Source organism: Kitasatospora sp. NPDC093806 (assembly GCF_040683335.1).
Classification (GTDB): domain Bacteria; phylum Actinomycetota; class Actinomycetes; order Streptomycetales; family Streptomycetaceae; genus Kitasatospora.
Map to the genome: position 1 here is coordinate 13,883 of NZ_JBFBDO010000054.1, position 26,822 is coordinate 40,704.

The window sequence follows — 26,822 nt, forward strand, 5'->3', positions numbered from 1 at the left end:
TCGGGGCCTCCCGCGGCCGGGAGGCGCTACGACGCCAGGCCGAGGGCGGCCATCCGCTTGGTGTGCGCCTCGGTGATCCGGTTGAACATCTTGCCGACCTCGACCAGGTCGAAGCCCTGCACCTGGACGCCGCCGACCAGCAGGTTGGACAGCGCGTCCCGCTCGGCCACCACCCGCTGGGCCTGGCTGAGCGCCTCGCCCATCAGCCGTCGGCCCCAGAGCGCCAGCCGGCCGCCGGCCCGCGGGTCGGCCTCGATCGCCTGGCGGACCTTGTCCACCGCGAACTGCGCGTGACCGGTGTCCGACATGACGCCGAGCACCAGCTCGCGGGTGTCGTCGTCCAGCCGGACGGCCACCTCGCGGTAGAAGTCGGTCGCGATCGCGTCGCCGACGTAGGCCTTGACCAGGCCCTCCAGCCAGTCCGAGGGCGCCGTCATCCGGTGGAACAGCTCCAGCGGCTCGACGAAGGGGCGCATCGCCTCCTCCGGGTCGGCGCCGATCTCGGCGAGCCGGTCGTGCAGGCGCTGGTAGTGCTGGAACTCGGCGGAGGCCATCCGGGCCAGCGCCGCCTTGTCGGCCAGGTCGGGGGCGAGCTTGGCGTCCTCGGCGAGCCGCTCGAAGGCGCTCAGCTCGCCGTACGCGAGGGCGCCGAGCAGGTCCAGCACGGCGGCCCGGTAGCCCGGGTCGGCCGCGCGGGTCGCCCAGTCGCCGATCGAGCCGGCCGCCACGTCGTCCTGCGTCTCACCACGGTTCTCCATGACCCGCCACCTTAGTCCCGGTCCGTCCCGGGCCGCGCCCCGCACACGCCCCGCGCCCGGCCCGGCCGCCTCCGTGACGGTCTCGCCGCCACCCCTCCGACCTGCGATGTCGTCCGCGTCACGTGTTCGAGTCGTCGGGTGACTGTATGGTGGTACGGAGGCCCGTCGTGCTCGCACGGTGTCACCGCCGTCTCGGTGTGCCGGGCAAGCCCGCTCCGAAGCGGTTCCGTCCGTCAGGACTGTCGCACCGGAAGCACGGGTTCTCAACGTACGCGGATGCCCGGTCGGAGAGCCGATCGGCTCCGACCAGGGCTTGGACTTCAAGCCTTGGCACCGCATCAGTGGCCGAGCGAGGGCCGCCGAGACCGCGCCATCCCGGCGCATGGTCCCGCGCAGGTCCCTCACGGGAATCCTCCCCGACGCCGCCGGCGACGCGCCCCTTGACCGGGCCGCGCGCACCGGCCGGCCGCAGGGACCGGCGCGGTTGTGCGTCCGCGCAGCTGTATTCGGGGCCGCCCAGGCCCGTTCGCAGCCGCGCGGCTGCCCGCCCGTCGCTCGCTCTCGGCCCCTCCCACACGGAAGAGGCAGCACCCTGTCCACCACCGCTGAACCCACGAAGACCACGTTCCGGGACCTGGGGATCCTCCCGGAGACCGCCGAGGCCCTGGAGGCCGTCGGCATCGTCCACCCGTTCCCCATCCAGGAGATGACCCTGCCGGTCGCGCTGACCGGCCACGACGTCATCGGCCAGGCCAAGACCGGCACCGGCAAGACGCTCGGCTTCGGCCTCCCGCTGATCGAGCGGGTCGTCGTACGCGCCGACATCGACGCCGGGCGCGCGGACGAGGAGCAGCTCTCCGAGTCCCCGCAGGCGCTGATCGTCGTCCCGACCCGCGAGCTGTGCACCCAGGTCACCAACGACCTGCAGACCGCCGGCAAGGTCCGCGACGTCCGCGTGCTCGCCGTCTACGGCGGCCGCGCCTACGAGCCGCAGGTGGAGGCGCTGAAGAAGGGCGTCGACATCGTCGTCGGCACCCCGGGCCGTCTGCTCGACCTGGCCGGCCAGAAGAAGCTGGACCTCTCCAAGGTCCGCGCGCTGGTCCTGGACGAGGCCGACGAGATGCTCGACCTCGGCTTCCTCCCGGACGTCGAGAAGATCATCACCATGCTGCCCGCCAAGCGGCAGACCCTGCTGTTCTCGGCGACCATGCCGGGCCAGGTCATCAGCCTCGCCCGCCGGTACATGAGCCAGCCGACCCACATCCGGGCCACCGCGCCGGACGACACCGGCACCACGGTCGCCAACATCGAGCAGCACATCTTCCGCGCCCACTCGCTGGACAAGGTCGAGATGGTCTCGCGCATCCTGCAGGCCGACGGCCGCGGGCTGGCGATGATCTTCTGCCGCACCAAGCGGACCGCCGCCGACGTCGCCGACCAGCTGACCCAGCGCGGCTTCGCGTCCGGCGCCGTCCACGGCGACCTGGGCCAGGGCGCGCGCGAGCAGGCGCTGCGGGCGTTCCGCAACGGCAAGGTCGACGTGCTGGTCTGCACCGACGTCGCGGCCCGCGGCATCGACGTCGAGGGCGTCACGCACGTCATCAACTACCAGTGCCCGGAGGACGAGAAGACCTACCTGCACCGGATCGGCCGCACCGGCCGGGCCGGCGCCTCGGGTACCGCCGTCACCCTGGTCGACTGGGACGACATCCCGCGCTGGCAGCTGATCAACAAGGCGCTGGAGCTGTCGTTCAACGAGCCGGAGGAGACCTACTCCACCTCGCCGCACCTGTACGAGCTGCTGCACATCGCCAAGGGCACCACCGGCGTGCTGCCGCGCTCGGAGCGGACCCGGGCCGGGCTCGGCGCGGAGGAGGTCGAGGACCTCGGCGAGACCGGCGGGCGCGGTTCGCGTCCGGCCGGCGGGCGTGGCCGGGGCGGGCGGAGCGGCTCCGGCCGGTCCGGTGCCGCCGAGGCCGTCGTCGCCGAGGAGAAGCCGGCCCGCAAGACCCGCGAGCGTCGGCGCACCCGCCGCGGCTCGTCGGTCGAGGGGGCTGTCGAGGGCACGGTCGAGGGCACGGCCGGGGAGGTCGTCGCCGAGGCGGCGACCCGCACCGCCGCTCCGACCGGTCCGGAGGCTCCGGCGGTCGAGGCCGCCGAGGGCGAGGGCGCGGCCCCGCGCCGCCGTCGCCGCCGCTCGCGCGGTGCGGCGTCCGGTGAGGGCGCGGCCGCCGAGGCGGCCGTGACCGTCGAGGCCGCCGCCGTCGTCGAGGCTCCGGCCGCCAAGGCCCCGGCCGCGAAGACCGGTGCCACCAAGGCCGCGGCCAGCAAGGCCGCGGCCGCCGAGGCGCCCGTCGCCGCCGAGCCGGCCGCGGCGGAGAAGCCGAAGCGCACCCGGACCCGGGCGAAGAAGACCGAGGCTCCGGCCGAGGCCGCCGCCGCTCCCGCGGAGGGCACCGCCGACGCCCCGGCCGAGGCCGCGGCCCCGCGCCGCCGCACCCGGACCCGCCGCCCGGCGGCCGCCCCCGAGGCGACCCCGGAGAGCTGATCCGCACGCGGCACCGCACGCAGCGCCGCACAGCGCTGCACGTAGCACCGCCCGGAGGGGCGGCCCGGTTTCCACGGGCCGCCCCTCCGGCGTTCTGTAGACCGGTCTACATAATTCTGTGGACCGGTCTACATATTCTTGGCTGGGCGGCTCGAAATCAGTAGACCGGTCTACAGAGAACCGGCCCTGAGCAGCCGTTTAAGTAGACCGGTCGACATATTCGGCGGGACTGACAGGCCGTAGGCTCGGGGTTACCCGTCAGTTCACCGCGCCCGGCCGTCGGAGGTCCGTCCATGAGCACGCCGCCGTTCCTCACCCTTCCCGCCTGCGCGCGTGCGCTGCGGGTGACGACGGCGCGCGGGGAGTTCGCCGCGCTGCGGGCGGAGCCCGCCGGGGCGGTACGCGGCTCCGCCCTGCTGGTGCCCGGCTTCACCGGCAGCAAGGAGGACTTCATCGCGCTGCTGGAGCCGCTCGCCGCGGCCGGCTACCGGGTGACGGCGGTCGACCAGCGCGGACAGCTCGACACCGGCGGGCCGGACGACCCGGCCGCCTACGCGGTGGCCGCGCTGGGCGCGGACGTGCGGGCGCTCACCGCCGCGCTGCTGCGCGAGGACGGCACCGGGCCGCTGCACCTGCTGGGCCACTCCTTCGGCGGCCAGGTGGTCCGCGAGGCCGTCCTGGCCGAGGCCGCATCGGGTGGAGCCGCATCGGGTGGGGCCGCGTCGAGCGGGGACGTCCCGGGCGGAGCCGCGCCGGCGGGGGCCGCCGGAGTACTGCCGTGGGCGTCGCTGACGCTGATGTCCACCGGCCCCGGGACGATCGAACCGGGCGAGGCGGAGAAGACCAAACTGCTGGTCGACGTGCTGCCGTCGATGAGTCTGGAGCAGATCTGGCAGGTGATGCAGGACATGGAGGAGGCCAGTGGGGACCGCGCGCGCCGCCCCTCCCCCGAGGTGGCCGCGTTCCTGCACCGGCGCTGGCTGGCCAACGTCCCGCAGTCGCTGATCACCACCGGCGGCCACCTGATCGCCGCACCGGACCGGGTGGACGAGCTGGCCGCCGCGGTGGCCGCCGGACTGCCCGCCCTGGTGCTCTCCGGCGTGCGGGACTACGCCTGGCCGGTGCCGGAGCAGACCGCGATGGCGGAGCGGCTGGGCGCCCGCCGGGTGGTGGTCGCGGACGCCGGCCACTCCCCCAACGCCGAGCGGCCCGCCGCCACCGCCGAGGCGCTGCTGGCCTTCTGGGCCTGATCCGGCCCGCCCGCCCCGCCCAACCCGCCCACTCCACCCGTTCCCCCCACCCCCACCAGGGCACCTCCCGGAGCGACCTGGTACAAGGGGGCGCGACAAAATTCGTTAGTTGCGGTAATATTTGATTCGGTCCTGGAAGCATCGTCGACAGTGACGTCGCGGTGCCATCGACGCGACACCTCCGAAACCAGGACTTTACGGACGGGCAACGGCCCGGTAGCAGCGCCACCGCATGGTGGTTCACGAGGGACCCAGACGCCCTTGGCAAGCAGGGGGGAGCCCTCTTTGCCGCGACAGCTGGTCGACCGTTCGACCCGACAGACCCCGAAAGGGCTGATACCGACTCAGCCACGGACGCCCCGCACGGCGGGGCCAGGAAAGGAGAGGCCCATGCGCTTCGAGATTCTCCGACTGGACGACGCCCACGGCACCGCCACCGACCGCCTGATCGCCGACGCCGAAACCGTCCGCGAGCTCGTCCAGGCCGCCGCCCGCACCGGCGAACGCCTGCTCATCCGTCCGTGCCCGACCGTCTGACCAGGCGCGGCGCCCGGGACCACGAGCCCGCCCCCGCCGCCGACGATCCCGGCGCGTCCGATCCGGACGTCCCGATACCCGACTGACGCCCCGTCATCGCACCAGCGACAACGGGGCGTCAGTCTGTTCGGGCGCGGACGTCGGCGCCCCGCCCGGAACACCCCGGCGCACCCCGGCGCGCGGCCCTCGACGTTTGCCGCCGCCCGTCGCTGGACATCCCCCAACGAGAGCCGCCCGCACCGCGCCCACCCCGCGCCGGACGGACGCGCCCGCCACCGACAGGTGCCGCCGAGCCGCCCTCCGTACGGGTGATCGTCCTTGACGCGGCGGTCCGGAGGGAGGAGCGTTGTCGGCTATGAGGGGCGAGCCAAGCTGCCCGAGGTGCGCCGGTCGGGTCCGCGCCCCCGGTCTGTTCTCAGACACCTGGCAGTGCGACCGGCACGGCGCCGTGCACCCGATGCAACCGGTACTGCCCCCGAGCGTGGAGGCGCTGGGCGTGGCCGTCGCCCGTTCCCAGGTGCCCGTCTGGATGCCCTGGCCGCTCCCGGTGGGCTGGCTCTACACCGGCATCGCGCACGTCGGCGACGACGTCTCGGGGGCCCGGGCGACCGCCGTCGCCTGTTCCGGTCCGGCGCCACTGGGCGGCTTCGGTGAGCTGGTGCTGGTCGCCGAGGAGCTGGGCGTGGGGCTCGGCGCCCGGTACGCGGGGCTGTCCGGGCCCGATCCGGGCGAGTCGGTGGCCCTCTACAAGCCCGCCGACGCCAAGCTGTTGGCGGCCGGCCGGCCCACCCCGATGTTCCACGTGCCGGACGCCCCGGCCGACCGCGCCGTCTTCGTCGGCGAGGCGCGCGGCCTCTGGCTCTGGGCGGTGGCCTGGCCGGAGCAGTCGGCGCTGGTGATGTACGACGAGCTGGTGCTGACCGACCTGCGGGAGGCCGGCGCCGAACTGGACCTGCTGCCCTGCGGGGCGCTCTCCCCCCGCCTGCTGGGCTGACCGCCCACGACCCGGACCCGTCCGAACCCGCGCCGCCGGGACCGCCCGGGCCGGGCCGCGCGCCGCACTATCCTGGGCGGCACCCGGCCGACCCGGCGCCGCTCCGGTGCGCCGTCCCGGCGCCGGCCATCCAGGGAGCACCGCCCGTGCGCATCGACCTCCACGCCCACAGCAACGCCTCCGACGGCACGGACAGCCCGGCCGAACTGGTCGCGGCGGCGGTCGCGGCCGGTCTGGACGTGGTGGCGCTGACCGACCACGACACGGTGGCGGGCCACACCGAGGCGGCCGACGCGGTGCACGCGCTGCCGGCCGGCACCCGGCTGACCCTGGTCCCGGGCGCCGAGCTCTCCTGCGTGGTGGGCGACGTCTCGATGCACCTGCTGGCCTACCTGTTCGACCCGGCCGAGCCCGCCTTCGCGGCGGAGCGCGAGCTGGTGCGCACCGACCGGTTCCGGCGCGGGCGGGCGATCGTCGAGCGCTGCCGCGAGCTGGGCGCGGACATCAGCTGGGAGCAGGTGGAGCGGATCGCCGGGGCCGGTTCGGTGGGCCGCCCGCACATCGCCAGCGCGCTGGTCGAGGCGGGCGTGGTGGCCACGGTGTCGGACGCGTTCACGGCGGACTGGCTGGCCAACGGCGGGCGGGCGGACGTGCGCAAGCACGAGACCGACCCGGTGACGGCGGTCCGGCTGGTCCGGGCGGCCGGCGGGGTGCCGGTCTTCGCCCACCCGGGGGCGGTGAAGCGCGGGCGGACGGTCTCCGACCAGGTCATCGCCGACCTCGCGGCGGCCGGGCTGGCCGGGCTGGAGGTCGACCACATCGACCACGACGAGGCCGCCCGCGATCATCTGCGCGGCCTGGCGGCCGAGTTGGGGCTGCTGACCACCGGGTCCAGCGACTACCACGGCGCCCGCAAGACGGTCCGGCTCGGTGAGCACACCACCGACCCGGCGGTCTACGAGGCGCTGGTGGGGCAGGCGACGGGCGCGAAGCCGATCGGCGGCTGAGCGCGGCCGGGGAGCCTCCGGGGGGAGCGTCGGCGGGCAACCCCTGCCGGCACTCGCCCCGGTGCTCGCTCCGGTGCTCACCCCCGGAGCGCGCCCGGCCGCCCGGAGCACGCCGACGGGGCGCACGCGGGCCCGCGGGAGCGCCCGGCGTCGCGGGCCGGCGGACGCGCGCCCGAGCACCGCAACCAGCCGCCCAGGGTCACCCCCGCCGCCCTGACACCGACTCAGTCCAGCCGGACGCCGCGCCGGTCCGGGTCGCGCAGGTCGGTGCCGTGCTGGAGCCAGCGCTCCTGCAGCGCCGCCGCGCCGTGCACCCGCTTCCAGCCGGCCTCGTTGGGGGTCATCGGCAGCAGCGGCAGGAAGCGGACCGGGTCGGCCGGCTCGTCCAGCGCCAGGTCCTCGACCAGGCCGCCGGGCTCCGCCGCCAGGACGGAGGTGAACGGCGCGCCGTCCCAGAGCGGGGCGCCGAGGTCCAGCGAGCCGCCGGGCGCCACCACCAGCCCCTCCACCTGCGGCGTCGCGGCGAAGGTGGCGAGCGAGCGGAGCACGCTGTCCCGGCCCCCACGGACCGTCAGGACCAGTTCGACGCGCGGCCCCCGGACCTGGTCGGCGACCGTCGCGGTCGGGTCGGCCATCGGCGCGGCGGCCATGCCGAGGGTGGCGTAGCGGACCAGGCCCTCGGCGTCGGGGCCGAAGCGCAGCACCTCGATCCGGTCGGTGCCGAGGAAGGTGACGGCGGCGCGGCCGCTCGGCTCGCCGAAGGTGGTGAGCAGCCGGGCCTCGACGGCGGCCAGCACCGCGTCCCGGGAGGGGCCGTGCGGGCTGCTGCCGGAGGGGTCGCCGAAGAGCGGGAAGTCGTGGGCCATGCCGGTGAGCGTAACCCGCGGCATCCGCGCTGTTGGCACGGCCTTTACGCGAACGCGGGCGCGGCAAAGGCCGGTCGGATGTTAGTGTGAGCGACTGGCTACCGGGGATCCTCACACTCCCGGGGCAGCGGCGCGAAGGAGGTGGTTGCGGTGGATACCAGCCGACCATGCAGTACCGGCAGCTCTACCCGGCCCGGACGCCTTCCCCGTACCCCTCGTCACACGGGCTGAAACAGCGGGCCTGAGAAACCTCGGCGATCGCCGGGATGTTTCGGCACCACCTGGACCAGCCGCCCCGTGCAGTCGGCACGGCGGTTTCCGGTCCGGCCGGGAGAGCACCCTCACCGACGTCCGGTCGTTCCGTTCCGCGTGCCCCAGCAAGGCCGAGGACCGACCGCAGGCGCCGGATTCCATCGGTGTTCCTCCGCCGTCGCACCACGGCCACCTGTCACCGCGCCGCCGTGCGGCGGTTCCTGCCCAAGGGAGCCTGCCATGTCGATGATCAACAGCCTGCGCGCAGCCGTCCGCACCAACCGCCGTCGCTCCGCGGCGGCGGTGTTCGACACCATCCACCCGGGTCAGACGCCGTCGGCCGTGGTCGACTGCGCGGTCTACCAGCACGGCCGGCGGCACGGCGAGACGTGCAGCCCGCGCGACGCGGCCCGGCTGGTCAAGGCGTCGAAGCAACTGCCGGAGGGCGACGGCTCGTTCAGCTGGATCGGGCTGCACGAGCCGACCGAGGCCGAGTTCGAGGGCATCGCGCAGCGGTTCGGGCTGCACCCGCTGGCGGTGGAGGACGCGGTGCACGCGCACCAGCGGCCGAAGGTCGAGCGGTACGACGACGTGCTGTTCGCCGTCTTCAAGACGATCCGGTACGTCGACCACGACCAGCTCACCCCGACCAGCGAGGTGGTGGAGACCGGCGAGCTGATGGTGTTCGCGGGGCGGGACTTCGTGATCACCGTGCGGCACGGCGGGCACAGCTCGCTGAAGGAGCTGCGGCACCGGCTGGAGGCCGACGCGGACGGTTCCGGGCTGCTCGCCAAGGGCCCGTCGGCGGTGCTGCACGCGATCGCCGACCAGGTGGTGGACAACTACCTGCTGGTCGCCGACCGGCTGCAGACCGACGTCGACGAGATCGAGTTCGACGTGTTCTCCAACCGGGGCGGCCGGGGCACCGACGTCGGGCGGGTGTACCAGCTCAAGCGCGAGGTGCTGGAGTTCAAGCGGGCGGTGGCGCCGCTGCTGCGGCCGATGCAGCAGCTCTCGGAGCCGTTGCAGCGGCTGGTCGACCCGGAGATCCAGAAGTACTTCCGGGACGTGGCCGACCACCTGGCGCGGGTCACCGAGCAGGTGCACGGCTTCGACGAGCTGCTGAACTCGCTGCTCCAGGCGAACCTGGCGCAGGTGTCGGTGGCGCAGAACGAGGACATGCGCAAGATCACCGCCTGGGCGGCGATCTTCGCCGTGCCGACCATGATCACCGGCGTGTACGGGATGAACTTCGACTACATGCCGGAGCTCCACCACAAGTACGGCTACCCGATGGTGCTCGGCAGCGTGGTGCTGATCTGCGTCGGCATGTACCGGGGCTTCCGCCGCAACGGCTGGCTCTGAGCCCACCCCGCCCGGCGGCCCGCTAGCGGCGGTCCGCCCGGGCGACCAGGACCAGGCCGAGCAGGATCAGCACCACCGCCGGGTAGGCGGCGGCCGGGGGCCACTGGCCGAGCCAGAGGGCGGCGATCAGCGCGGCGCCCGGCGTCTCCAGCAGGATCGCGGTGGAGGTGACCGAGGGGCCGAGGGTGCGCACCACCCGGTTGCTGAGCGAGTGGCCCAGCAGTTGGGCGGTGACCATCAGCAGCACGATCTGCCACCAGACGCCGGCCGGCCAGCCGGACAGCGGCGCGTCGGCGACCAGGCAGACCGCGAGCAGGACCGCCGCCGTGGTCGCGTAGCAGACCAGCGTGTACGCGGTGGTGCTGACGGTGCGCCGGACCTCGGCGCCGAGCAGCATGTACCCGGCGGCGGCGAGGCCCGCGCCGAGCGCCAGCGCGTCGCCGGCCAGGGCGCGCGGGGAGAGCGTGAGGTCGACGCCGGTGAGCACCAGGACGCCGGTGAAGGCCACCGCCGTACCGGCCCAGACCAGCCGGGGCGCCCGGACGCCGAGCAGCCGCATCAGCAGGATGGTCCAGAGCGGGGTGGTGGTGACCAGGGCGGTCGCCGAGGCCACCGAGGTCATCCGCAGGCTGGGCATCCAGAGCGCGAAGTGGACGGCCAGCAGCGCGCCGGCCGCCATCGCCAGCAGCAGGGCGCGCCGGGGGATGGCGCGCAGTTCGGCGCGGTGGCGCAGCAGGGCGTAGGGGCCGAGCACGCCGACCGACATGACGTTGCGCCAGAAGGCGATGGCCAGGGCGGGCGCGGCGGTGGCGCTGATCAGCGGCGCGGAGAGCGAGATGCCAGCGACCGAGACGGCGAGCAGCAGCAGGTCGGTCCTGGGGAGCGGACGCGCGGGGGCGCCGTCGAGCGGCGCGGGGGCGGCGGTCGCCGGTCGGGCGGCGGGGGCGGTCTCGGACCGGGCGGCGGGCACGGCGCTCCTCTGGTCGGTCGGTGCTGCGGGGCGGGTCCGGGGTCGGGCCGCGGGTCCGGGGTCGGGCCGCTCCTACGGTAAGGCCCGTGCGCCGGTCACGGAACTGTCGCCCGAACCGCGAGACACGCCGGGCGCACCCCAGGGCATACGCTGTGCGCCATGGACCGTACGCCTGCCGCAGCCGCGACCGCCGACGACTTCCTCGACCGGGCCCTGCTGGAGGAGGCCGCGAAGAAGTCCGGCCTGCTCTGGGTCCGGGCCGACGGCCAGCAGCACGCCCGCGCGCTCTGGCATGCCTGGCACGACGGCGCGGTGGTGGTGGTCGGCGACGGCGGTGAGCAGCCGCTGCACGGCCTGGCCGGCGGGGCGGGCGCGACGGTGACCGTCCGCAGCAAGGACAAGGGCGGCCGGCTGACCGGCTGGCCGGCCCGGGTGGTCGAGCTGGCCCCGCGGGGCGAGGCCTGGCTGGGCGCCGTCGAGGAGCTCAAGGGCAAGCGGCTGAACGCGCCCGACACCGACACCATCGCCGACCGCTGGGCCCGCGAGTGCCGGGTGCTGCGGCTGGAGCCGGTCGGCGCCGACGGTACGGCGGGCGGCGCGGCGGGCGGCCCGCTCACCGAGCGCCCGGGCGCGATGCCGGACGGTTCGCACGCCACGGCCCCGATGCCCACCACGGCGACCACCCGCCGCCCGATCCCGGCCGGTCTGCCGAAGCTGGTGTTCAAGCGCCGCAAGGGCTGAGGCCCCTCCGCCGGCTCCACCGTCCCCCTGACGCCCGATTCGCCCTGCTTTCACCGGGCTCGTCCACGTTCGCCCGGGTAGCCTGAGCCGCGGGGCGTGCCCGCCGCGCCCGACCGGGCGTCGAGCGAGGCGAGGGAGTCCACAGTCCATGGCAGGGCCAGGCAACCGGGTCTTCATCTCGCACCTCTCCGGCATCGCCGTCTTCGACCCGAACGGCGACCAGGTCGGCCGGGTCCGGGACGTCGTGGTCGCGCTGCGGATCGGCGGCCGCCCGCCCCGGGTGCTCGGGCTGGTGATCGAGGTGGTCGGCCGGCGCCGGATCTTCCTGCCGATGACCCGGGTGACCAGCCTGGAGTCCGCCCAGGTGATCAGCACCGGCGTGATCAACATGCGCCGCTTCGAACAGCGCCCCGCCGAGACCCTGGTCCTCGCCGAACTGCTCGACCGCACCGTCACCTGGACCAAGACCGGCCAGCAGGTCACCGTCCTGGACGTCGCGATGACCCAGACCCGGCTGCGCGAGTGGGAGATCGGCAAGGTCTTCGTGCAGGTCGGCCGGGTCGGCCGGCTGCGCAAGGCGCGCGGCGAGACGCTCACCCTGGACTGGCAGGACGTCACCGGCTTCGCCCTCCCCGAGGAGGACCAGGGCGCCGCCAACCTGCTCGCCACCTTCGACCAGCTGCGCCCCGCCGACCTCGCCAACGTCATGCACCACCTGTCGGCCAAGCGCCGCGCCGAGGTCGCCGCCGCCCTCGACGACGAGCGGCTCGCCGACGTCCTGGAGGAGCTGCCCGAGGACGACCAGGTCGAGATCATCGGCAAGCTGAAGGACGAGCGGGCCGCCGACGTCCTGGAGGCGATGGACCCGGACGACGCCGCCGACCTGCTCTCCGAGCTGCCCGGCGACGAGGCCGAGCGGCTGCTCCAGCTGATGGAGCCGGACGAGGCCGAACCGGTCCGCCGCCTGCTGACCTACGAGGAGAACACCGCCGGCGGTCTGATGACCACCGAGCCGATCGTGCTGGAGCCGGACGCCACCGTCGCCGAGGCGCTGGCCCGGGTGCGGGTCTCCGACCACAAGCCCGCGCTGGCCGCCCAGGTCTACGTCTGCCGGCCGCCGAACGAGACCCCGACCGGCAAGTACCTGGGCACCGTGCACTTCCAGCGGCTGCTGCGCGAGCCCCCGTACACGCTGGTCGGCTCACTGGTCGACGACGACCTCGACCCGCTGCCGCCGGACACCCCGCTCCCGCTGATCACCAGCTACCTGGCGACCTACAACATGGTCGCCGCGCCGGTCGTCGACGAGGCGGACCACCTGGTCGGCGCGGTCACCGTCGACGACGTGCTCGACCACCTGCTGCCCGACGACTGGCGCGAGGCCGCGCTGCACGGCCTGGCCGACGTCCGGGACGACCCACGAGAGACGACCGGAGAGAGGTGACCGGTGGACGCTGACCGCAAGGGCCGGCGGGACGAGTCCCCGCGCCAGCGGCTCCAGGGCGAGCTGCGGGAACTGCGCCAGCTGCGCGAACTGCGCACCCGCGAGGGCGCCCGGGACCGCCGCGCCGAGCCCGCCGCCACCGGCCCGGCCCGCACCCGGCTCGACCTGCCGCGCACCGCCCGCCCCGGCCTGCTCACCCTGCCGGCCTACGACCCCGAGGCCTTCGGCAAGCTCTCCGAACGGATCGCCCGCTTCCTCGGCACCGGCCGCTTCATCGTCTGGATGACGGTCGTCATCATCCTCTGGGTCGTCTGGAACACCCTGCTGCCGGACGTCGTCCGCTTCGACGACTACCCCTTCATCTTCCTCACCCTGATGCTCTCCCTCCAGGCCTCCTACGCGGCGCCGCTGATCCTGCTGGCGCAGAACCGGCAGGACAACCGGGACCGCGTCAACATGGAGCAGGACCGGGCCCGCAGCGACCGCAACATCGCCGACACCGAGTACCTCACCCGCGAGGTGGCCGCCCTGCGCCAGGGCCTCGGCGAGGTCGCCACCCGGGACTTCGTCCGCTCCGAACTCCAGTCGCTGCTCAAGGAGATCGACGACCGCCGGGAGGCCCCCGAGATGCTGTGACCGGCGGCACGCTACCGACCGGTTAAGCACCCTCCGCGGCGCCGTACCATCAAGGCATGGCCAACGAGACAGAGGTCGCGGCCGGCGTCACGGAGGAGTCCGTACGCCAGGCGCTCGCGACCGTCAACGACCCGGAGATCAACCGCCCGATCACCGAGATCGGCATGGTGAAATCGGTCGGGATCGGCGAGGGCGGCGCCGTTCGGGTCGCGGTCTACCTGACCGTCTCCGGCTGTCCGATGCGCGAGACCATCGTCAGCCGGGTCCGCGAGGCGGTCGGCAAGGTCCCCGGTGTGACCGGCGTCGAGGTCGAGCTCGACGTGATGAGCGACGAGCAGCGCAAGGAGCTGTCCCAGCTGCTGCGCGGCGGCGCCCCCGAGCGGGAGATCCCGTTCGCCAAGCCCGGCACGCTGACCCGGGTCTACGCGGTCGCCTCCGGCAAGGGCGGCGTCGGCAAGTCCTCGGTGACCGTCAACCTGGCGGCGGCGATGGCCGCGGACGGCCTCAAGGTCGCCGTGGTGGACGCCGACATCTACGGCCACAGCGTGCCCCGCATGCTCGGCGTCGAGGGCAAGCCCACCCAGGTCCAGGACATGATCATGCCGCCGCAGGCGAACGGCGTGAAGGTCATCTCGATCGGCATGTTCACCCCGGGCAACGCCCCGGTGGTCTGGCGCGGCCCGATGCTGCACCGCGCGCTCCAGCAGTTCCTCGCCGACGTGTACTGGGGCGACCTGGACGTCCTGCTGCTGGACCTGCCGCCCGGCACCGGCGACATCGCCATCTCGGTGGCCCAGCTGGTCCCCAACGCCGAGATCCTGATCGTCACCACCCCGCAGATGGCCGCCGCCGAGGTCGCCGAGCGGGCCGGCACCATCGCGGTGCAGACCCACCAGAAGATCGTCGGCGTGATCGAGAACATGTCCGGCATGCCGTGCCCGCACTGCGACGAGATGATCGACGTGTTCGGCACCGGCGGCGGCCAGACCGTCGCGGAGGCGCTCACCCGCACCGTCGGCGCCACCGTCCCGGTGCTCGGCTCGATCCCGATCGACGTCCGGCTGCGCGAGGGCGGCGACGACGGCCGCCCGGTCGTCCTGGCCGCCCCCGACTCCCCGGCCGGCGCCGCCCTGCGCGCCGTCGCCGGCAAGCTCGGCGGCCGCCAGCGCGGCCTCTCCGGCCTCTCCCTCGGCCTCACCCCGAAGAACAAGTTCTGACGGACCCCGCGACGGGCCGGGCGGTGGATGTGTCCACCGGCCGGCCCGTCGGCGTGTTCGGGGGCGGGTGGTTCAGGGGCGGGTGTAGGCGGTCAGGTCGGGGACGGTGGCGAAGCCGGCGCCGTAGGCGCTGACGCCGCGGCCGTAGGCGCCCAGCAGCACGCCGGGGGCCTCGCCGGCGAGCACCCAGCCGTACTCGGACTCGCGGTAGCGGAACGGCTGCGGCAGGCCGTTCACCGGGAGGCTGAGGGTGGACCAGCCGGGGCCGGCCAGGTCGTCGGCCAGGTCCCAGGCGAGCGCGGACTGCTGGTCCAGCCAGTCCTGGCGCAGCGCGCGGTCCAGCTGGCCCGGCCAGGTCGCGGCGAGCAGGCCGGAGCCGGCCAGCCAGGCCGCGGAGGAGGCGGAGGTCGCCTCCAGGGTGCCGGTGTTGTCGGCGCTGCGCCGGCTGTCCCGGCGGGCGACGGTGACCACGACGGCGAACTTGCGCACGTCGCGCGGCTCGTACTGGCGGGCCGGCTCCTCGCCGTGGCCCAGGCTGCCGTAGTCGACGGTGCCGTGGGCGCCGGCGCGCGGGCCGCCGAAGCCGCTGGGCAGCAGGTGGCGGCGGCCGGTCCAGCCCTCGTCCAGGCCGTACCAGGGGAAGTCGGCGGACAGGTAGGGCACCAGCGGGTCCGCCGGGCCCGCCTGCCCGCCGACCACCGGTCCGCCGGCCGTCGCCGTCGTCCCCACCGCCTGACTCGTCGCGTCCATCCCCGGGCCTCCTCAACACACGTGTGCCTGCCGTGGCGCGCTCCCATCGTGGCGCACCGCGGCGTCCCCACCGGCCGCCTTCGGGCCGGAAGGGGCCGGAAAGTGACGGACGGCACAGCGGGAACAATCAGCACAATAGCGGCGCACACGCCGCCGCCCCGCTCAGCCGTGCGGCCGGGCGGGGCGGGGTGTCGCCACCGGACTACGTCGCGTCGGGGTCGAACGGGGGGCGCTCGCCGGCCTGGAGCGGGGCTCCGGTGGCGGCGGTCGCGGCCGCCGGGGCGGCGGACTTGTCGAAGGAGACGCTGCCGCTGCGGCCCTGGCCGTTGACCCCGGCGGCGGCGGTCGCGGCGGTCGCGGCGGCCGGCTTGTCGTCCAGCACCGAGCGGATGTCGAGGCTGTCCCGCATCTCCTTGATGCCCAGCGGGTCCTCGTCGCCGCCCATCAGCTGCTTGCGGACGAAGGTCTTCGGGTTGAGGTCCTCGAACTCGAAGTCCTGGAACTCCGGGCCGAGCTCGCTGCGGATGTCCTCCTTCGCGTTGTCGGCGAAGGAACGGATCTTCTTGATGAAGCCCATGGTGTCCTGGATCAGCTTCGGCAGCTTGTCCGGACCGAAGATCACGATGGCCATGATGGCCAGGGTCAGGATCTCCAGTGTGCCCACGTCGCTGAACACCAAAGCTCCCTAAGCTCGCGATCGGACAACGTCCCCCACAGCGTAATGGCCATCGGCGGGTCCGTGACCCCCGGTGTGATGAAGCCGTGGTGAAGACCCGCCGATGACCCCGGCCGCGGGGGCCGGTGAGGTCTATCTGTTCTCGTGGTGCAGGCCGGCGACGCCGGAGCTCGGGGTGCGCTCCGGGACGTCGTGCGGCGGGGTCGCGCCCCGGGTGACCGCCACCGGGCGGACCGGCAGGTCCACGGCCGGCACCTGGGCGTTCATCGGGACCATCCCGCCGTTGCGGCCGGTGCCGCCGGCCGGGCTGATCGTGGTGCCGTGCTGCTCGTCGCCCGGGCCGGCCAGGCCGCCGACCCCGCCGAGCGTCACCGCGGCGACCGAGAAGGCGCCGGCGGCGGCGAAGACGAAGCGGCGCCCGCGCGGCGGGGCCGGCCGGACCACCGGGACCGCGGCCGCGGCCAGCGGCTGCGGGTGGGCCGGGACGGCCGGGCGGGCGGCGCGCCGGCCGATCAGCGGGCGCAGCACCGAGCCGCCGCGCCCGAAGGCGCGCGGGTCGACGCCGGGTACCGGCGCGTCGGCGCCGAGCGCGCCCGCGCCGAAGGAGGCCCCGGCGCCGCGGCCGAACGAGCCGCCGTCCAGCCGGCTGCCGCCGAGGGTCCCGGCGGACGGCACGCCGCCGCCGGGCAGGTCGTCGTCGTCCCGGCGCGGCCGGTCGACGGGGGCCGGCGGCTGCCGTTCGTCCTCCGGGAGCGCCCCGACGGCCATCAGACGGGCCATCAGCGCCGAGGACGGGCCGGGGGTGCCGGTGCGGGTCAGCAGGTGCTTGACGGCGCGGCCCTCGTCGGCCTCGGCGAGGCACTGCGGACAGGTCGCCAGGTGGGCCTGGACCCGTTCGCGCGAGTCGTGGCCGAGTTCGCCGTCGACGAAGCCGGAGAGCCGCTCGCCGAGGTGGTGCTCCTCCACGGCGGGTTCGACGGACCGGACCGCGACGGCGCGCAGCGCCGGTTCACCGGGCGGCGCGGGGTGCGGCTCGGCGCCGGGCTCGGGCCCGTCGTGGCCGCGCCGGCCGAGCGCGGACCAGCCGCCGCGGCGGGCGGCCGTCCGGCCGGACGCCCCGGAATGGCCGGACGGGTCGGGGTGGCCCGGCCCTGACCGGCCGGTTGCGCTCACGATCGCCTCCGCCCGCGCCCGGCCGGGGCGGCGGCCTCGCCGGCGGTGGCGCCGACCGGCACCGGCTGCTCCTCGGCGCCGCCGCCGCGCCGCTCCCGGCCGGGGGCCGAGCCGGGGGCGCGGTGCTTGAGGGCGGCGCGCAGGTGCGAGCGGCCGCGGTGGATGCGGCTGCGGACGGTGCCGAGCTTGACGCCCAGCGTGGCGGCGATCTCCTCGTAGGAGAGGCCCTCGATGTCGCAGAGCACCACGGCGGCGCGGAACTCGGGCGCCAGGGTGTCCAGCGCCTGCTGGACGTCGGCGTCGAAGTGGGTGTCGCTGAAGTGCTGGGCCGGGCTGGGCTCGCGGGAGGCCAGCCGCTCGGCCGCGTCCTCGCCGAGCGCGTCGAAGCGGATGCGCTGGCGGCGGCGGACCATGTCCAGGAAGAGGTTGGTGGTGATCCGGTGCAGCCAGCCCTCGAACGTGCCGGGGGTGTAGGTGGACAGCGACCGGAACACCCGGACGAAGACCTCCTGGGTGAGGTCCTCGGCGTCGTGCTGGTTGCCCGTCAGACGGTAGGCGAGGCGGTAGACGCGGGCGCTGTGCGCCTCGACGATCTCCTCCCAGCTGGGCGGAGTCCAGGTCTGCGCGTCGGGGCCCTCGGCGAAGGTCGCGAGGGCGGGGGCCTCGGCGGTACCGGCGGCCGGCGTCTCGTGCGCGGCGGTCGGCTGGTCCAGGGTGGAGTGCGCAGGCTGGTTCATCACGGGCTTCGGCGTACGGATCGACGCGGTGCCGCGGGGGTGCCGCCGCACGGGGACGTCGCCCTCGGCCACACCTCCTCGGTCGGCTCTTCTGCCCAGCAGGGCCACCACCATATCCACCTCGCCCGTCAAGCCCGGATAAAAGTGTCCGGGGTCCCGTCCGGCCCGTCCGGCCCGATCGAGGGGCCCGGAGGTCTTCCCGGAGCGTCCCGTTCCCCCGCTCCCTGCCCACCCAACGGCCCGCCGCCGTACGCGGTTCCCGCCCGGCCAGTAATCTGTGCCAGGAAATATCGACATCCACCTCGACATCCGCTCGGCGCCGGGCCGCCACCCGGGGCTCCGAAAGAGGCAGCCATCAGCGAGTTCGGGCCCGCGCGCGCGGCGCTCGCCGACACCTACGTCGGCGAGGACGCGGTGCTGACCTACGCCCGGGCGCAGTCCGCGCGGACCGGGATCCGGGCGATCGGGCCGAGCGGCGGCGCCTGTCTGCGGCTGCTGGCGGCCGCGCTGGGCGCCAAGGCGGTGGCCGAGATCGGCACCGGGACGGGCGTCTCCGGGGTGTACCTGCTGCGCGGCATGCGGGCGGACGGCGTGCTCACCACCGTCGACTCCGAGCCGGTGCGCCAGCAGCTGGCCAAGGAGGCGTACCAGGCGGCCGGGTTCGCGGCCAACCGCTCGCGGTTCATACCGGGCCGGGCGCTGGAGGTGCTGCCGCGGCTCGCCGACGGCCAGTACGACCTGGTGTTCTGCGACGGGGACCCGGCGGAGTCCCGGGAGTACCTGTGGGAGTCGCTGCGGCTGCTGCGGCCGGGCGGGATGGTCTGCTTCGAGGGCGTCTTCCAGGAGGGCCGGCTGGCCGAGCCGGAGGTGCAGGACCCGCAGACGCAGTCGGTGCGGGACCTGGTCCGGGACGTCCGGGAGAGCGACGAGCTGCTGCCCGCGCTGCTGCCGGTCTCGGACGGGCTGCTCTGCGCCGTCAAGCGCTGACCCCGGGGCCCTCCGGGGAGCCGTCCCGCGGAACCACGCGGGCCCGGGCCGACGTGATCGTCGTACCCGGGCCCGGTCGGCACATCTCCAGGAGATGGCGAGCTCCCGCTGCGGTCAGCCGCAGGCCTTCTTCAGGGCCTCGCCCAGGGCGTCGGCCTCGTCAGGCGTGAGCTCCACCACAAGGCGTCCGCCGCCTTCGAGCGGAACGCGCATGATGATGCCCCGCCCCTCTTTGGTGACTTCGAGCGGGCCGTCACCCGTCCGCGGCTTCATGGCCGCCATGCTCGTTCCCCTTCCTGCAACCGCTTACGCACCGGCAGTCCGTCCACCGCCGGTATCGAACGCATTGATCGGAAGCCATTATCCCGCATGCCACGGCCTGATGACCAACATCACTCTCGGTGCAACATCGGCCGGACCGACCCATTCCCGCACATTTCCCGGCATAAGCCCCGGCGCGGTGGCACTCCGTACGCCACCGGAAGGTGCGATACCTCACACTCCCCAGGCGGCCCCGTGCTCCGGCATCCTGACAGCCGACGATCACGAGCCGACGCTCACGAGCAAGGGAGCCCTCGCCCATGTCCGATTCCGTGCTGTACGAGCTGGACGGCGGCCTCGCCGTCATCACCGTCAACCGCCCCGAGGCGATGAACGCGCTGGACGTGCCGACCAAGGTGGCGCTGCGCGACACGGTGACCGCGGCCGCCGAGGACCCGGCGGTGCGGGCGGTGCTGCTGACCGGCGCGGGCGACCGGGCGTTCTGCGTCGGGCAGGACCTCAAGGAGCACCTGGGCCTGCTGAAGCGGGCCGAGGAGACCGGCGAGGGCGCGCTGAAGACCGTCGCCGAGCACTACAACCCGCTGCTGCGGGCGCTGGCCGGGATGCGCAAGCCGACCGTGGCGGCGGTCGGCGGGGTGGCGGCCGGGGCGGGCGCCTCGCTGGCCTTCGCCTGCGACTTCCGGATCGTCGCGGACACGGCCGGCTTCAACACGGCCTTCGCCGGGATCGCGCTGACCGCCGACTCCGGCGCGTCCTGGACGCTGCCCCGGCTGGTCGGGCACGCCAAGGCGACCGAGCTGCTGATGCTGCCGCGCACCGTGAAGGCGGCCGAGGCGATGGAGCTGGGCCTGGCCACCAAGGTCGTGCCGGCCGCCGAACTGGCCGCCACCGCCCGGGCCTTCACCCAGGAGCTGGCGGCCGGTCCGACCGTGGCGTACGGCGCGATCAAGGAGTCGCTGGCGTACGGCGCGTCGCACTCGCTGAGCGAGCTGCTCGACAAGGAGGACGAGCTGCAGACGCTGGCGGGCGAGAGCGAGGACCACAAGATCGCGGTCCGCGCCTTCATCGCCAAGGAGAAGCCGGAGTACCTGGGGCGCTGACCCAGGGCGGGCGCGGACGCAGGGCCGGGCGCGGACACAGGGCCGGGCACGGGGCCCGGCGCGGGCTCAGCGCGCGGTGCGGACGTGGCAGTCGGCGAGGTGGTCGTCGACCAGCCCGCAGGCCTGCATCAGCGCGTACGCGGTGGTCGGGCCGACGAACCGGAAGCCCGCCTTCTTCAGCGCCTTGGCCAGCGCCGTGGACTCGGGCGTGACGGCCGGCACCTCGTCCAGCGTGCGGGGGGCCGGCCGGTCCGGGTCGCCGGCGAAGCCCCAGATCAGCGCGTCGAGGCCGCCGTCGAGCTCGCGGGCGACCCGGGCGTTGGCGATCGCCGCCTCGATCTTGGCCCGGTTGCGGATGATCCCGGTGTCGCCGAGCAGCCGCTCGACGTCGGCCGGGCCGAACTCGGCGACCCGGGCGATCTCGAAGCCCGCGAAGGCGGCCCGGAACCCCTCGCGGCGGCGCAGGATGGTGATCCAGGAGAGCCCGGACTGGAAGGCCTCCAGGCAGACCCGTTCGAACAGGGCGTCGTCGCCGTGGACCGGGCGGCCCCACTCGGTGTCGTGGTAGACCCGGTAGTCGTCCGCCGAGTCGCCCCAGGCGCAGCGGAGCAGGCCGTCCGGGCCGGTCACCGCACCGGTGGGCCGGGCCGCGGGCGCGGGCTCGGCCGCGGGCTCGGCGCTCACTGCTCGGCCGCCGGTTCGGCGTCCTCGGGGCCCTGGTCGGCCGGGCCCCGCTCGGCCGCCGGGGCCTTGCCGAGGGCGACGGCGGGCTCGACGACCTTGGCGAACGCCTCCAGGCCGGGCAGCGGCTCGGCGCCGGGCTCGGGGCGGTCGACCGCCTCGACGGCGCCGCGGACGGCGGCCAGCGCCTCCAGCTCGGCGATCCGCGCGTCGCGGTGGGCGAGTTCGGCGCCCAGCCGGTCGAGGACGTCGTCCACCTCGTCCATCCGGTAGCCGCGGACGGCCATCGGCAGGCGGATCGCGTCCACGTCGGACTGGTCGAGCGGGCGGTCCTGCGGCAGCCGGGCCGAGATCCGGTCCTGCACCGCCTCGGGCAGCGAGCCGCCGCCGCCCAGCGCCACCAGCGCGGCGCCGCCGACCACCACGGCCATCGCCACCACGATCACCCAGAACACGAGCGGTCCTCCCGATTTTCCGGCCGGCCCCGACAGGAGTGGGATCATGGTCCCGATGGGCCGGTGGCCATCATTGCACCCGCGGCAGCTGTGGAGGAGACATCGGTGGCACTGCGCCTGGGACCACGGGAATTCGGTGACGACGAGCTGGTGATCATGGCGATCGTCAACCGCACCCCCGACTCGTTCTTCGACAAGGGCGCCACGTTCGCCGACGAGGCCGCGTTCGCCGCCGCCGACCGCGCGGTGGCCGAGGGCGCGGCGATCCTGGACATCGGCGGGGTGAAGGCCGGGCCGGGCGACGAGGTGACCGTCGAGGAGGAGCTGCGGCGCACGGTGCCGTTCGTCGCCGAGCTGCGCAAGCGCCACCCCGAGGCGGTGATCAGCGTCGACACCTGGCGGCACGAGGTCGGCGAGGCGGTCTGCGAGGTGGGCGCCGACCTGCTGAACGACGCCTGGGGCGGGGTGGACCCGCGGCTGGCCGAGGTGGCCGCCCGGTACGACGCCGGGCTGGTCTGCACCCACGCGGGCGGCGCCGAGCCGCGCACCCGGCCGCACCGGGTGGGCTATGAGGACGTGATGGCGGACATCCTGCGGGTGACCGTCGGGCTGGCCGAGCGGGCGGTGGAGCTGGGCGTGCGGCGGGACGCGGTGATCATCGACCCGGGGCACGACTTCGGGAAGAACACCCGGCACTCGCTGGAGGCGACCCGGCGGCTGCCGGAGATGACCGCGACCGGGTTCCCGGTGCTGGTCTCGCTCTCCAACAAGGACTTCGTCGGCGAGACCCTGGACCTGCCGGTCGACCAGCGGCTGCTGGGCACGCTGGCGACCACGGCGGTCTCCGCCTGGCTGGGCGCCCGGGTGTACCGGGTGCACCAGGTGGCGGAGACCCGGCAGGTGCTGGACATGGTGGCGTCCATCCGCGGCACCCGCCCCCCGGCGGTCGCCCGCCGGGGCCTGGCGTAAGCGGACGCCCGGGATCAGATCTCGTGCGCCGGCCGGCGGGCGTCGGCGAGGATCTTCATGACCTCGTCGATGTCGTCGGTGATGTGGAACAGCTCCAGGTCGTGCGGGGCCGCCTTGCCCTGCGCGACCAGGGTGTTCTTCAGCCAGTCGACCAGCCCGCCCCAGTACTCGCTGCCGAACAGGATGACCGGGAAGCGGGTGACCTTCTTCGTCTGCACCAGGGTGAGCGCCTCGAACAGCTCGTCCAGCGTGCCGAGGCCGCCGGGCAGCACCACGAAGCCCTCGGCGTACTTCACGAACATCGTCTTGCGGACGAAGAAGTAGCGGAAGTTCAGCCCGAGGTCGACGAACTCGTTGAGCCCCTGCTCGAAGGGCAGCTCGATGCCGAGGCCGACGCTGAGCCCGCCGGCCTCCGAGGCGCCCCGGTTGGCCGCCTCCATCGCCCCCGGGCCGCCGCCGGTGATCACCGCGTAGCCGGCCTCGGCCAGCGCCCGGCCGATCGCCACGCCCGCCGCGTACTCGGGCGAGTCGACCGGGGTCCGGGCGGAGCCGAAGACGCTGATCGCGGACGGGAGTTCGGCCAGCGCGCCGAAGCCCTCGACGAACTCGGAGGTGATCCGCAGCACCCGCCACGGGTCGGTGTGCAGCCAGTCGGTGGGACCGGTGGTGTCCAGCAGGCGCTGGTCCGTGGTGCTCTCGCCGACCTGGTCCCGGCGCACCAGCACCGGGCCCTTCTGCTTCTCGGGCCACGCCTTCTTCGGGCGCGGCTCGCCCACCCGCTCAGGACCGTGCCCGTAGTGCTTTTCGTCTCCAGTGCCTGTCATGACGAAACCCTACGCCCGGCGATCCCCGTTTTCAGGCAACGGTGGAAGGTCGGTTGGGCAACCGGAAGATGGCGTTCAGCCGCTGGTAGGACAGTCGCCCCGGCGGCCCGGCTCAGCTGGTCAGCCAGGCGCGCAGCCGCTCCTCGGTCTCGGCGATGGCGCTCAGCGAGCAGTACTCGTCCCGCTTGTGCGCCATGTTCGGCTCGCCCGGGCCGTAGTTGACCGCCGGGACGCCGAGCGCGCTGAACCGGGCCACGTCCGTCCAGCCGAACTTGGCGCGGGCGGTGCCGCCGGTGGCGGCCAGGAAGTCCCGGGCGGCCGGCTGGTTCAGCCCGGGCAGGGCGCCCTCGGCGAAGTCGGTGACGGTCAGCTCGAAGCCGTCGAAGACCTCGCGCACGTGCTTCTCGGCGTCGGCCTCGTCGCGGTCCGGCGCGAAGCGGAAGTTGACCGTCACCACGCACTCGTCGGGGATGACGTTGCCGGCCACGCCGCCGTCGATGCGCACCGCGTTGAGGCCCTCGCGGTACTCCAGCCCGTCGATCTCGACCCGTCGGCCCCGGTACTCGGAGAGCCGGCGCAGCACCTCGCCGGCGTGGTGGATGGCGTTGTCGCCGAGCCAGCCGCGGGCCGCGTGGGCGCGGACGCCGGTGAGCCGGACCTGTGCGCGCAGGGTGCCCTGGCAGCCGCCCTCGACGACCGCCCCGCTGGGCTCCATGAGCACCGCGAAGTCGGCGGCCAGCCAGTCCGGGTGGGCCTTGGCGAGGTGGCCGAGGCCGTTGCGGTGGGCCTCCACCTCCTCGCAGTCGTAGAAGACGAAGGTGAGGTCCCGGTTGGGCTCGGGCAGGGTGGCGGCGAGCCGGAGCTGGACGGCGACGCCGGACTTCATGTCGGAGGTGCCGCAGCCGTGGAGCAGGTCGCCCTCGACCCGGGAGGGCAGGTTGTCGGCGATCGGCACGGTGTCGATGTGGCCGGCGAGCACCACGCGCTCGGACCGGCCGAGGTCGGTGCGGGCGACCACGTTGTTGCCGTACCGGTCGACGGTCAGGTGCGGCAGGGCGCGCAGGGCGGCCTCCACGGCGTCGGCGAGCGCCTGCTCGTCGCCGCTGACGGAGGGGAAGTCGACCAGCTGGGCGGTCAGCGCGCCGCCGTCGAGGGTGAGGTCCAGGGGCGTCTTCGGGCTGCTCATGGTCGCCCAGCCTAGTCCTGCCCGGTGCCGTGGGCAGGCTTCCCCGTAGCGGTGCTGTGACACCGGAGCGGCAACCTGGCGTCACCGCACAACCGTCCGAGTGGGTACGGTGTCGGTTCGGAGAGCTCGGCGGAGAGGGGCGACGGTGGCACGGCGGAGGAGCGGTGGTGAGGGCGCGGACGCGGCGCCCCGGAAGCGTCGCCGGCCGCTGCGGGCGGTGCTGATCGGCCTGCTGGTGCTGGCCGTGGTCGCGGTGGGCCTGTACTGGCTGCGGGACCAGAAGCTGCTGACCCCCGAGGGCTGCTCGGTGAAGACCCCGGCCGGGGAGGGGACGCTGGAGATCCCGCAGGCGGCCAACGCGGCGACCATCGCCGCGGTCGCGCACGCCCGCGCCCTGCCGGACCGCGCGGTGACCATCTCGCTGGCCACCGCGATGCAGGAGTCCAAGATCCGCAACCTGGCCGGCGGCGACCGGGACTCGGTGGGCCTGTTCCAGCAGCGCCCCTCGCAGGGCTGGGGCACGGTGCAGCAGATCATGGACCCGGTCTACGCGACCAACAAGTTCCTGGACGGCCTGGTCAAGGTGCCCGGCTACACCCGGCTGCCGCTGACCGACGCGGCCCAGCAGGTGCAGAAGAGCGGCTACCCGCAGGCCTACGCCAAGCACGAGACCAAGGCGACCCTGTTGGCCTCCGCGCTGACCGGCCGCGAGGCGGCCGCGCTGAACTGCGTGGTGCACGACTTCGCCGCGCCGGACGCCGACGAGGACGGCGCCTCGCCCCCGGCCGCGGCCGGTGCCACGCCGGCCGCCGCCCAGGACCGGGCGCAGGTGCTGAGCGACCGGGTGCGCCGCGAGTTCGGCCGCACGGTCACCCCGGCGACCGGCTACACCTCGACGGTCAAGGGCGCCGAGAACGCCGTCTCGCTGACCCCGGACCCGACCGCGTCCACCGACGCCGGCCCGGACGCCGAGCGGCAGAGCGGCTGGGCGGTGGCGCACTGGGCGGTCACCCAGGCGCAGAAGCTGGGCATCGAGACCGTCGCGTACGACGGGAAGGTCTGGCGGAAGGCGAAGTCCGAGGACGGCTGGAAGCCGCAGCCGACCGGGACCTCGACCAAGCTGGTGCTGGTCGCGCTGGCGGCCCCCGGGAAGGGCTGAGCGGGGACCGGACGGGGGATCCGACGGGGGCCGAACGGGGGACCTCGCGGGGAGCCGAACGGGGGGCTGAATCCGCGCCCGGCCGGGCTTACCCGGCCGGTTGACGCACTGGTGTCCGGGTTGCCGCCGGACGAGTGATTCCCGTCAACCGGGGTGGACGGCGGTCCGACCGGACCGGGGCGGGTGCAGAACCGTCACTTCCCTTGGCCCGTCCCGCGCGCACACCCCCGGCCGGGGCCCCGGATCCGCCCCGGCGCTGGTCCGACGATCCGATGGTCGGACCGACGTTTTCCTTGCACCGACCGAAACCTTCTGGCTTCTCAAGCGGTAACAACGTCGTCCGCCCGGCGGACGGGACGGACCCAGACCCCTTCGAGGAGCCCCATGTCTCACCCCCTCACGCGCCGGATCGCCCAGGCCGCGCTGCTCGTGGCGGCCGGCGCGACCCCGCTGGTCGCGGCCGGCTCCGCGTCCGCAGCCGACGCCCTGCTGCCCAAGAGCGACCTCGCCGCGCCGCTCGGTCAGCTGACCAACACCGACGCGGGTTCCACCCTGCAGCACACCACCCACCAGCTCGGTGAGGCCGCCGGGAACACCGGCGCCGCCACCGTCGCCGCGGGCGTGCCCGCCACCGCCGACGCCACCGGCAACATCGTCGCCCACCAGCTCCCCGAGGCGAACGAGAAGGCCAGCTCGCTGACCGCCCCGGTGGACCAGACCGCCGCCACCACCGGCCAGCTCGCCGGGGTCACCCCCAAGGTCACCAAGACCCTGGCGGGCAAGCTCGGCGAGGCCGTCACCGGCCACAGCGCGGGCCCGCAGCGCAGCGCGCTGGCCGGCGCCAACCCGGTCGGCGGGCTCTCCCAGGCCGGCGCCGTCACCCAGGCCGTCCCGGGCGCGAGCGGCCTGACCCAGGCCGTCCCCAGCACCGACGCCGTCACCGGCGCGCTGCCGATCGGCTCCGTCACCCGCGCGCTCCCCGGCGGCCTGCCCGAGCTGCCCGGCGCCGACGTCCTCGGCCTGGCCGAGCACGGCTCCGCCAACCGCCTCGGCGGCACCGACCTCGGCCCGAACAGCCCGCTGAACGGCCTGGCCGGCCTCACCGGCGCGCTCGGCCCGGTCGGCGGCCTGCTGGGCGGCATCAACGGCGGCTCGCTCAGCGGCCTGCCGATCGGCTGATCCCCGCTCCCCCGCCGTGCCGAGGGGCCGGCGTCCTGGTGGTACGACCAGGACGCCGGCCCCTCGTTCGCGCGGTGTC

Annotated in this window: 26 protein-coding genes and 1 pseudogene; 15 read left to right on the forward strand and 12 right to left on the reverse strand. The window is 74.6% G+C overall.

Going from position 1 to position 26,822, the window contains the following annotated elements; genetic code table 11:
• Positions 1 to 26 precede the first annotated feature (26 nt).
• The gene (locus AB0N76_RS23775; RefSeq protein ID WP_363560028.1) at positions 27 to 758 is read right to left on the reverse strand and encodes a ferritin-like fold-containing protein; all 732 of its coding nucleotides are present in this window, start codon (positions 756 to 758) and stop codon (positions 27 to 29) included.
• A 706-nt stretch (positions 759 to 1,464) separates the two neighbouring features.
• Here AB0N76_RS23775 and AB0N76_RS23780 point away from each other — a divergent pair.
• From AB0N76_RS23780 to AB0N76_RS23800, 5 genes are all read left to right on the forward strand, one after another.
• Positions 1,465 to 3,306, forward strand: a complete 1,842-nt coding sequence (locus AB0N76_RS23780; RefSeq protein WP_363560030.1) for a DEAD/DEAH box helicase — start codon at positions 1,465 to 1,467, stop codon at positions 3,304 to 3,306.
• Positions 3,307 to 3,599: 293 nt separating this feature from the next.
• Positions 3,600 to 4,556 carry an alpha/beta hydrolase gene (locus AB0N76_RS23785; protein WP_363560032.1) on the forward strand — a complete coding sequence of 319 codons (957 nt, stop codon included), beginning with the start codon at positions 3,600 to 3,602 and terminating at the stop codon, positions 4,554 to 4,556.
• Between the two features lie 390 nt (positions 4,557 to 4,946).
• Positions 4,947 to 5,093, forward strand: a complete 147-nt coding sequence (locus AB0N76_RS23790; RefSeq protein ID WP_350563393.1) for a hypothetical protein — start codon at positions 4,947 to 4,949, stop codon at positions 5,091 to 5,093.
• 355 nt (positions 5,094 to 5,448) lie between these two features.
• Entirely contained in the window at positions 5,449 to 6,087 is a 639-nt protein-coding gene (locus tag AB0N76_RS23795) for a DUF6758 family protein (protein WP_363560034.1), read from the forward strand.
• 146 nt (positions 6,088 to 6,233) lie between these two features.
• Complete coding sequence (locus AB0N76_RS23800; protein WP_363560036.1) at positions 6,234 to 7,094, forward strand: PHP domain-containing protein; 861 nt, start codon at positions 6,234 to 6,236, stop codon at positions 7,092 to 7,094.
• A gap of 224 nt (positions 7,095 to 7,318) precedes the next feature.
• Here AB0N76_RS23800 and AB0N76_RS23805 read toward each other — a convergent pair whose 3' ends face one another.
• Positions 7,319 to 7,960 carry a suppressor of fused domain protein gene (locus tag AB0N76_RS23805; RefSeq protein WP_363560038.1) on the reverse strand — a complete coding sequence of 214 codons (642 nt, stop codon included), beginning with the start codon at positions 7,958 to 7,960 and terminating at the stop codon, positions 7,319 to 7,321.
• Between the two features lie 492 nt (positions 7,961 to 8,452).
• Between AB0N76_RS23805 and corA the strand changes: the two genes are divergently transcribed.
• Entirely contained in the window at positions 8,453 to 9,577 is a 1,125-nt protein-coding gene (gene corA, locus AB0N76_RS23810; RefSeq protein WP_363560040.1) for a magnesium/cobalt transporter CorA, read from the forward strand.
• A gap of 22 nt (positions 9,578 to 9,599) precedes the next feature.
• On the opposite strand, the gene AB0N76_RS23815 is transcribed toward corA, so the two are convergent.
• Positions 9,600 to 10,445 carry a DMT family transporter gene (locus AB0N76_RS23815; protein ID WP_363560092.1) on the reverse strand — a complete coding sequence of 282 codons (846 nt, stop codon included), beginning with the start codon at positions 10,443 to 10,445 and terminating at the stop codon, positions 9,600 to 9,602.
• A gap of 261 nt (positions 10,446 to 10,706) precedes the next feature.
• Between AB0N76_RS23815 and AB0N76_RS23820 the strand changes: the two genes are divergently transcribed.
• The 4 genes from AB0N76_RS23820 to AB0N76_RS23835 all read left to right on the forward strand — a co-directional run bounded on the left by AB0N76_RS23820 (position 10,707) and on the right by AB0N76_RS23835 (position 14,585).
• Positions 10,707 to 11,288: a hypothetical protein gene (locus AB0N76_RS23820; RefSeq protein ID WP_363560042.1), complete on the forward strand. Its 582-nt coding sequence runs from the start codon at positions 10,707 to 10,709 to the stop codon at positions 11,286 to 11,288.
• 148 nt (positions 11,289 to 11,436) lie between these two features.
• Positions 11,437 to 12,732: a CBS domain-containing protein gene (locus AB0N76_RS23825; protein ID WP_363560044.1), complete on the forward strand. Its 1,296-nt coding sequence runs from the start codon at positions 11,437 to 11,439 to the stop codon at positions 12,730 to 12,732.
• A gap of 90 nt (positions 12,733 to 12,822) precedes the next feature.
• Entirely contained in the window at positions 12,823 to 13,368 is a 546-nt protein-coding gene (locus tag AB0N76_RS23830) for a DUF1003 domain-containing protein (RefSeq protein WP_363560094.1), read from the forward strand.
• A gap of 56 nt (positions 13,369 to 13,424) precedes the next feature.
• Complete coding sequence (locus AB0N76_RS23835) at positions 13,425 to 14,585, forward strand: Mrp/NBP35 family ATP-binding protein (protein ID WP_363560046.1); 1,161 nt, start codon at positions 13,425 to 13,427, stop codon at positions 14,583 to 14,585.
• 72 nt (positions 14,586 to 14,657) lie between these two features.
• Here the strand turns inward: AB0N76_RS23835 and AB0N76_RS23840 are convergent, their stop codons facing one another.
• From AB0N76_RS23840 to sigE, 4 genes are all read right to left on the reverse strand, one after another.
• Positions 14,658 to 15,335 carry a hypothetical protein gene (locus AB0N76_RS23840; protein WP_363560048.1) on the reverse strand — a complete coding sequence of 226 codons (678 nt, stop codon included), beginning with the start codon at positions 15,333 to 15,335 and terminating at the stop codon, positions 14,658 to 14,660.
• 202 nt (positions 15,336 to 15,537) lie between these two features.
• On the reverse strand, positions 15,538 to 16,011 hold the full coding sequence (locus tag AB0N76_RS23845) for a sec-independent translocase (protein ID WP_363560050.1): 474 nt from the start codon (positions 16,009 to 16,011) through the stop codon (positions 15,538 to 15,540).
• 132 nt (positions 16,012 to 16,143) lie between these two features.
• Complete coding sequence (locus tag AB0N76_RS23850; RefSeq protein WP_363560052.1) at positions 16,144 to 17,184, reverse strand: zf-HC2 domain-containing protein; 1,041 nt, start codon at positions 17,182 to 17,184, stop codon at positions 16,144 to 16,146.
• Positions 17,181 to 18,035: an RNA polymerase sigma factor SigE gene (sigE, locus tag AB0N76_RS23855; RefSeq protein ID WP_363560096.1), complete on the reverse strand. Its 855-nt coding sequence runs from the start codon at positions 18,033 to 18,035 to the stop codon at positions 17,181 to 17,183. The genes AB0N76_RS23850 and sigE overlap by 4 nt, the downstream gene beginning before the upstream one ends.
• Before the next feature lie 240 nt (positions 18,036 to 18,275).
• On the opposite strand from sigE, the gene AB0N76_RS23860 reads away from it, so the two are divergent.
• Positions 18,276 to 18,908 carry an O-methyltransferase gene (locus tag AB0N76_RS23860; protein ID WP_363560098.1) on the forward strand — a complete coding sequence of 211 codons (633 nt, stop codon included), beginning with the start codon at positions 18,276 to 18,278 and terminating at the stop codon, positions 18,906 to 18,908.
• 114 nt (positions 18,909 to 19,022) lie between these two features.
• On the opposite strand, the gene AB0N76_RS23865 is transcribed toward AB0N76_RS23860, so the two are convergent.
• Positions 19,023 to 19,190 (reverse strand): DUF3117 domain-containing protein, encoded by a 168-nt coding sequence (locus AB0N76_RS23865; RefSeq protein WP_014137929.1) that lies wholly within the window; start codon positions 19,188 to 19,190, stop codon positions 19,023 to 19,025.
• A 299-nt stretch (positions 19,191 to 19,489) separates the two neighbouring features.
• Here AB0N76_RS23865 and AB0N76_RS23870 point away from each other — a divergent pair, with 299 nt between their 5' ends.
• On the forward strand, positions 19,490 to 20,290 hold the full coding sequence (locus AB0N76_RS23870) for an enoyl-CoA hydratase-related protein (protein ID WP_363560054.1): 801 nt from the start codon (positions 19,490 to 19,492) through the stop codon (positions 20,288 to 20,290).
• Positions 20,291 to 20,356: 66 nt separating this feature from the next.
• On the opposite strand, the gene AB0N76_RS23875 is transcribed toward AB0N76_RS23870, so the two are convergent.
• Together AB0N76_RS23875 and AB0N76_RS23880 are read right to left on the reverse strand one after the other, a co-directional pair.
• Positions 20,357 to 20,974 carry a DNA-3-methyladenine glycosylase I gene (locus AB0N76_RS23875; protein ID WP_363560056.1) on the reverse strand — a complete coding sequence of 206 codons (618 nt, stop codon included), beginning with the start codon at positions 20,972 to 20,974 and terminating at the stop codon, positions 20,357 to 20,359.
• Positions 20,971 to 21,426: a DivIVA domain-containing protein gene (locus AB0N76_RS23880; RefSeq protein ID WP_363560058.1), complete on the reverse strand. Its 456-nt coding sequence runs from the start codon at positions 21,424 to 21,426 to the stop codon at positions 20,971 to 20,973. Before AB0N76_RS23880 ends, AB0N76_RS23875 begins: the two co-directional genes overlap by 4 nt.
• A gap of 156 nt (positions 21,427 to 21,582) precedes the next feature.
• Between AB0N76_RS23880 and folP the strand changes: the two genes are divergently transcribed.
• Positions 21,583 to 22,395, forward strand: a complete 813-nt coding sequence (gene folP, locus AB0N76_RS23885) for a dihydropteroate synthase (protein WP_363560100.1) — start codon at positions 21,583 to 21,585, stop codon at positions 22,393 to 22,395.
• 14 nt (positions 22,396 to 22,409) lie between these two features.
• Here the strand turns inward: folP and AB0N76_RS23890 are convergent, their stop codons facing one another.
• Positions 22,410 to 23,219, reverse strand: coding sequence for a TIGR00730 family Rossman fold protein (locus tag AB0N76_RS23890; RefSeq protein WP_363560060.1), 810 nt, complete (start codon positions 23,217 to 23,219; stop codon positions 22,410 to 22,412).
• A gap of 112 nt (positions 23,220 to 23,331) precedes the next feature.
• On the reverse strand, positions 23,332 to 24,405 hold the full coding sequence (dapE, locus tag AB0N76_RS23895) for a succinyl-diaminopimelate desuccinylase (RefSeq protein WP_363560062.1): 1,074 nt from the start codon (positions 24,403 to 24,405) through the stop codon (positions 23,332 to 23,334).
• 145 nt (positions 24,406 to 24,550) lie between these two features.
• Between dapE and AB0N76_RS23900 the strand changes: the two genes are divergently transcribed.
• Both AB0N76_RS23900 and AB0N76_RS23905 read left to right on the forward strand, forming a co-directional pair.
• Complete coding sequence (locus tag AB0N76_RS23900) at positions 24,551 to 25,564, forward strand: hypothetical protein (protein WP_363560064.1); 1,014 nt, start codon at positions 24,551 to 24,553, stop codon at positions 25,562 to 25,564.
• 384 nt (positions 25,565 to 25,948) lie between these two features.
• Positions 25,949 to 26,065 (forward strand): annotated as a pseudogene (locus tag AB0N76_RS23905) (ATP-binding protein); the annotation flags it as partial.
• Positions 26,066 to 26,822 lie beyond the last annotated feature (757 nt).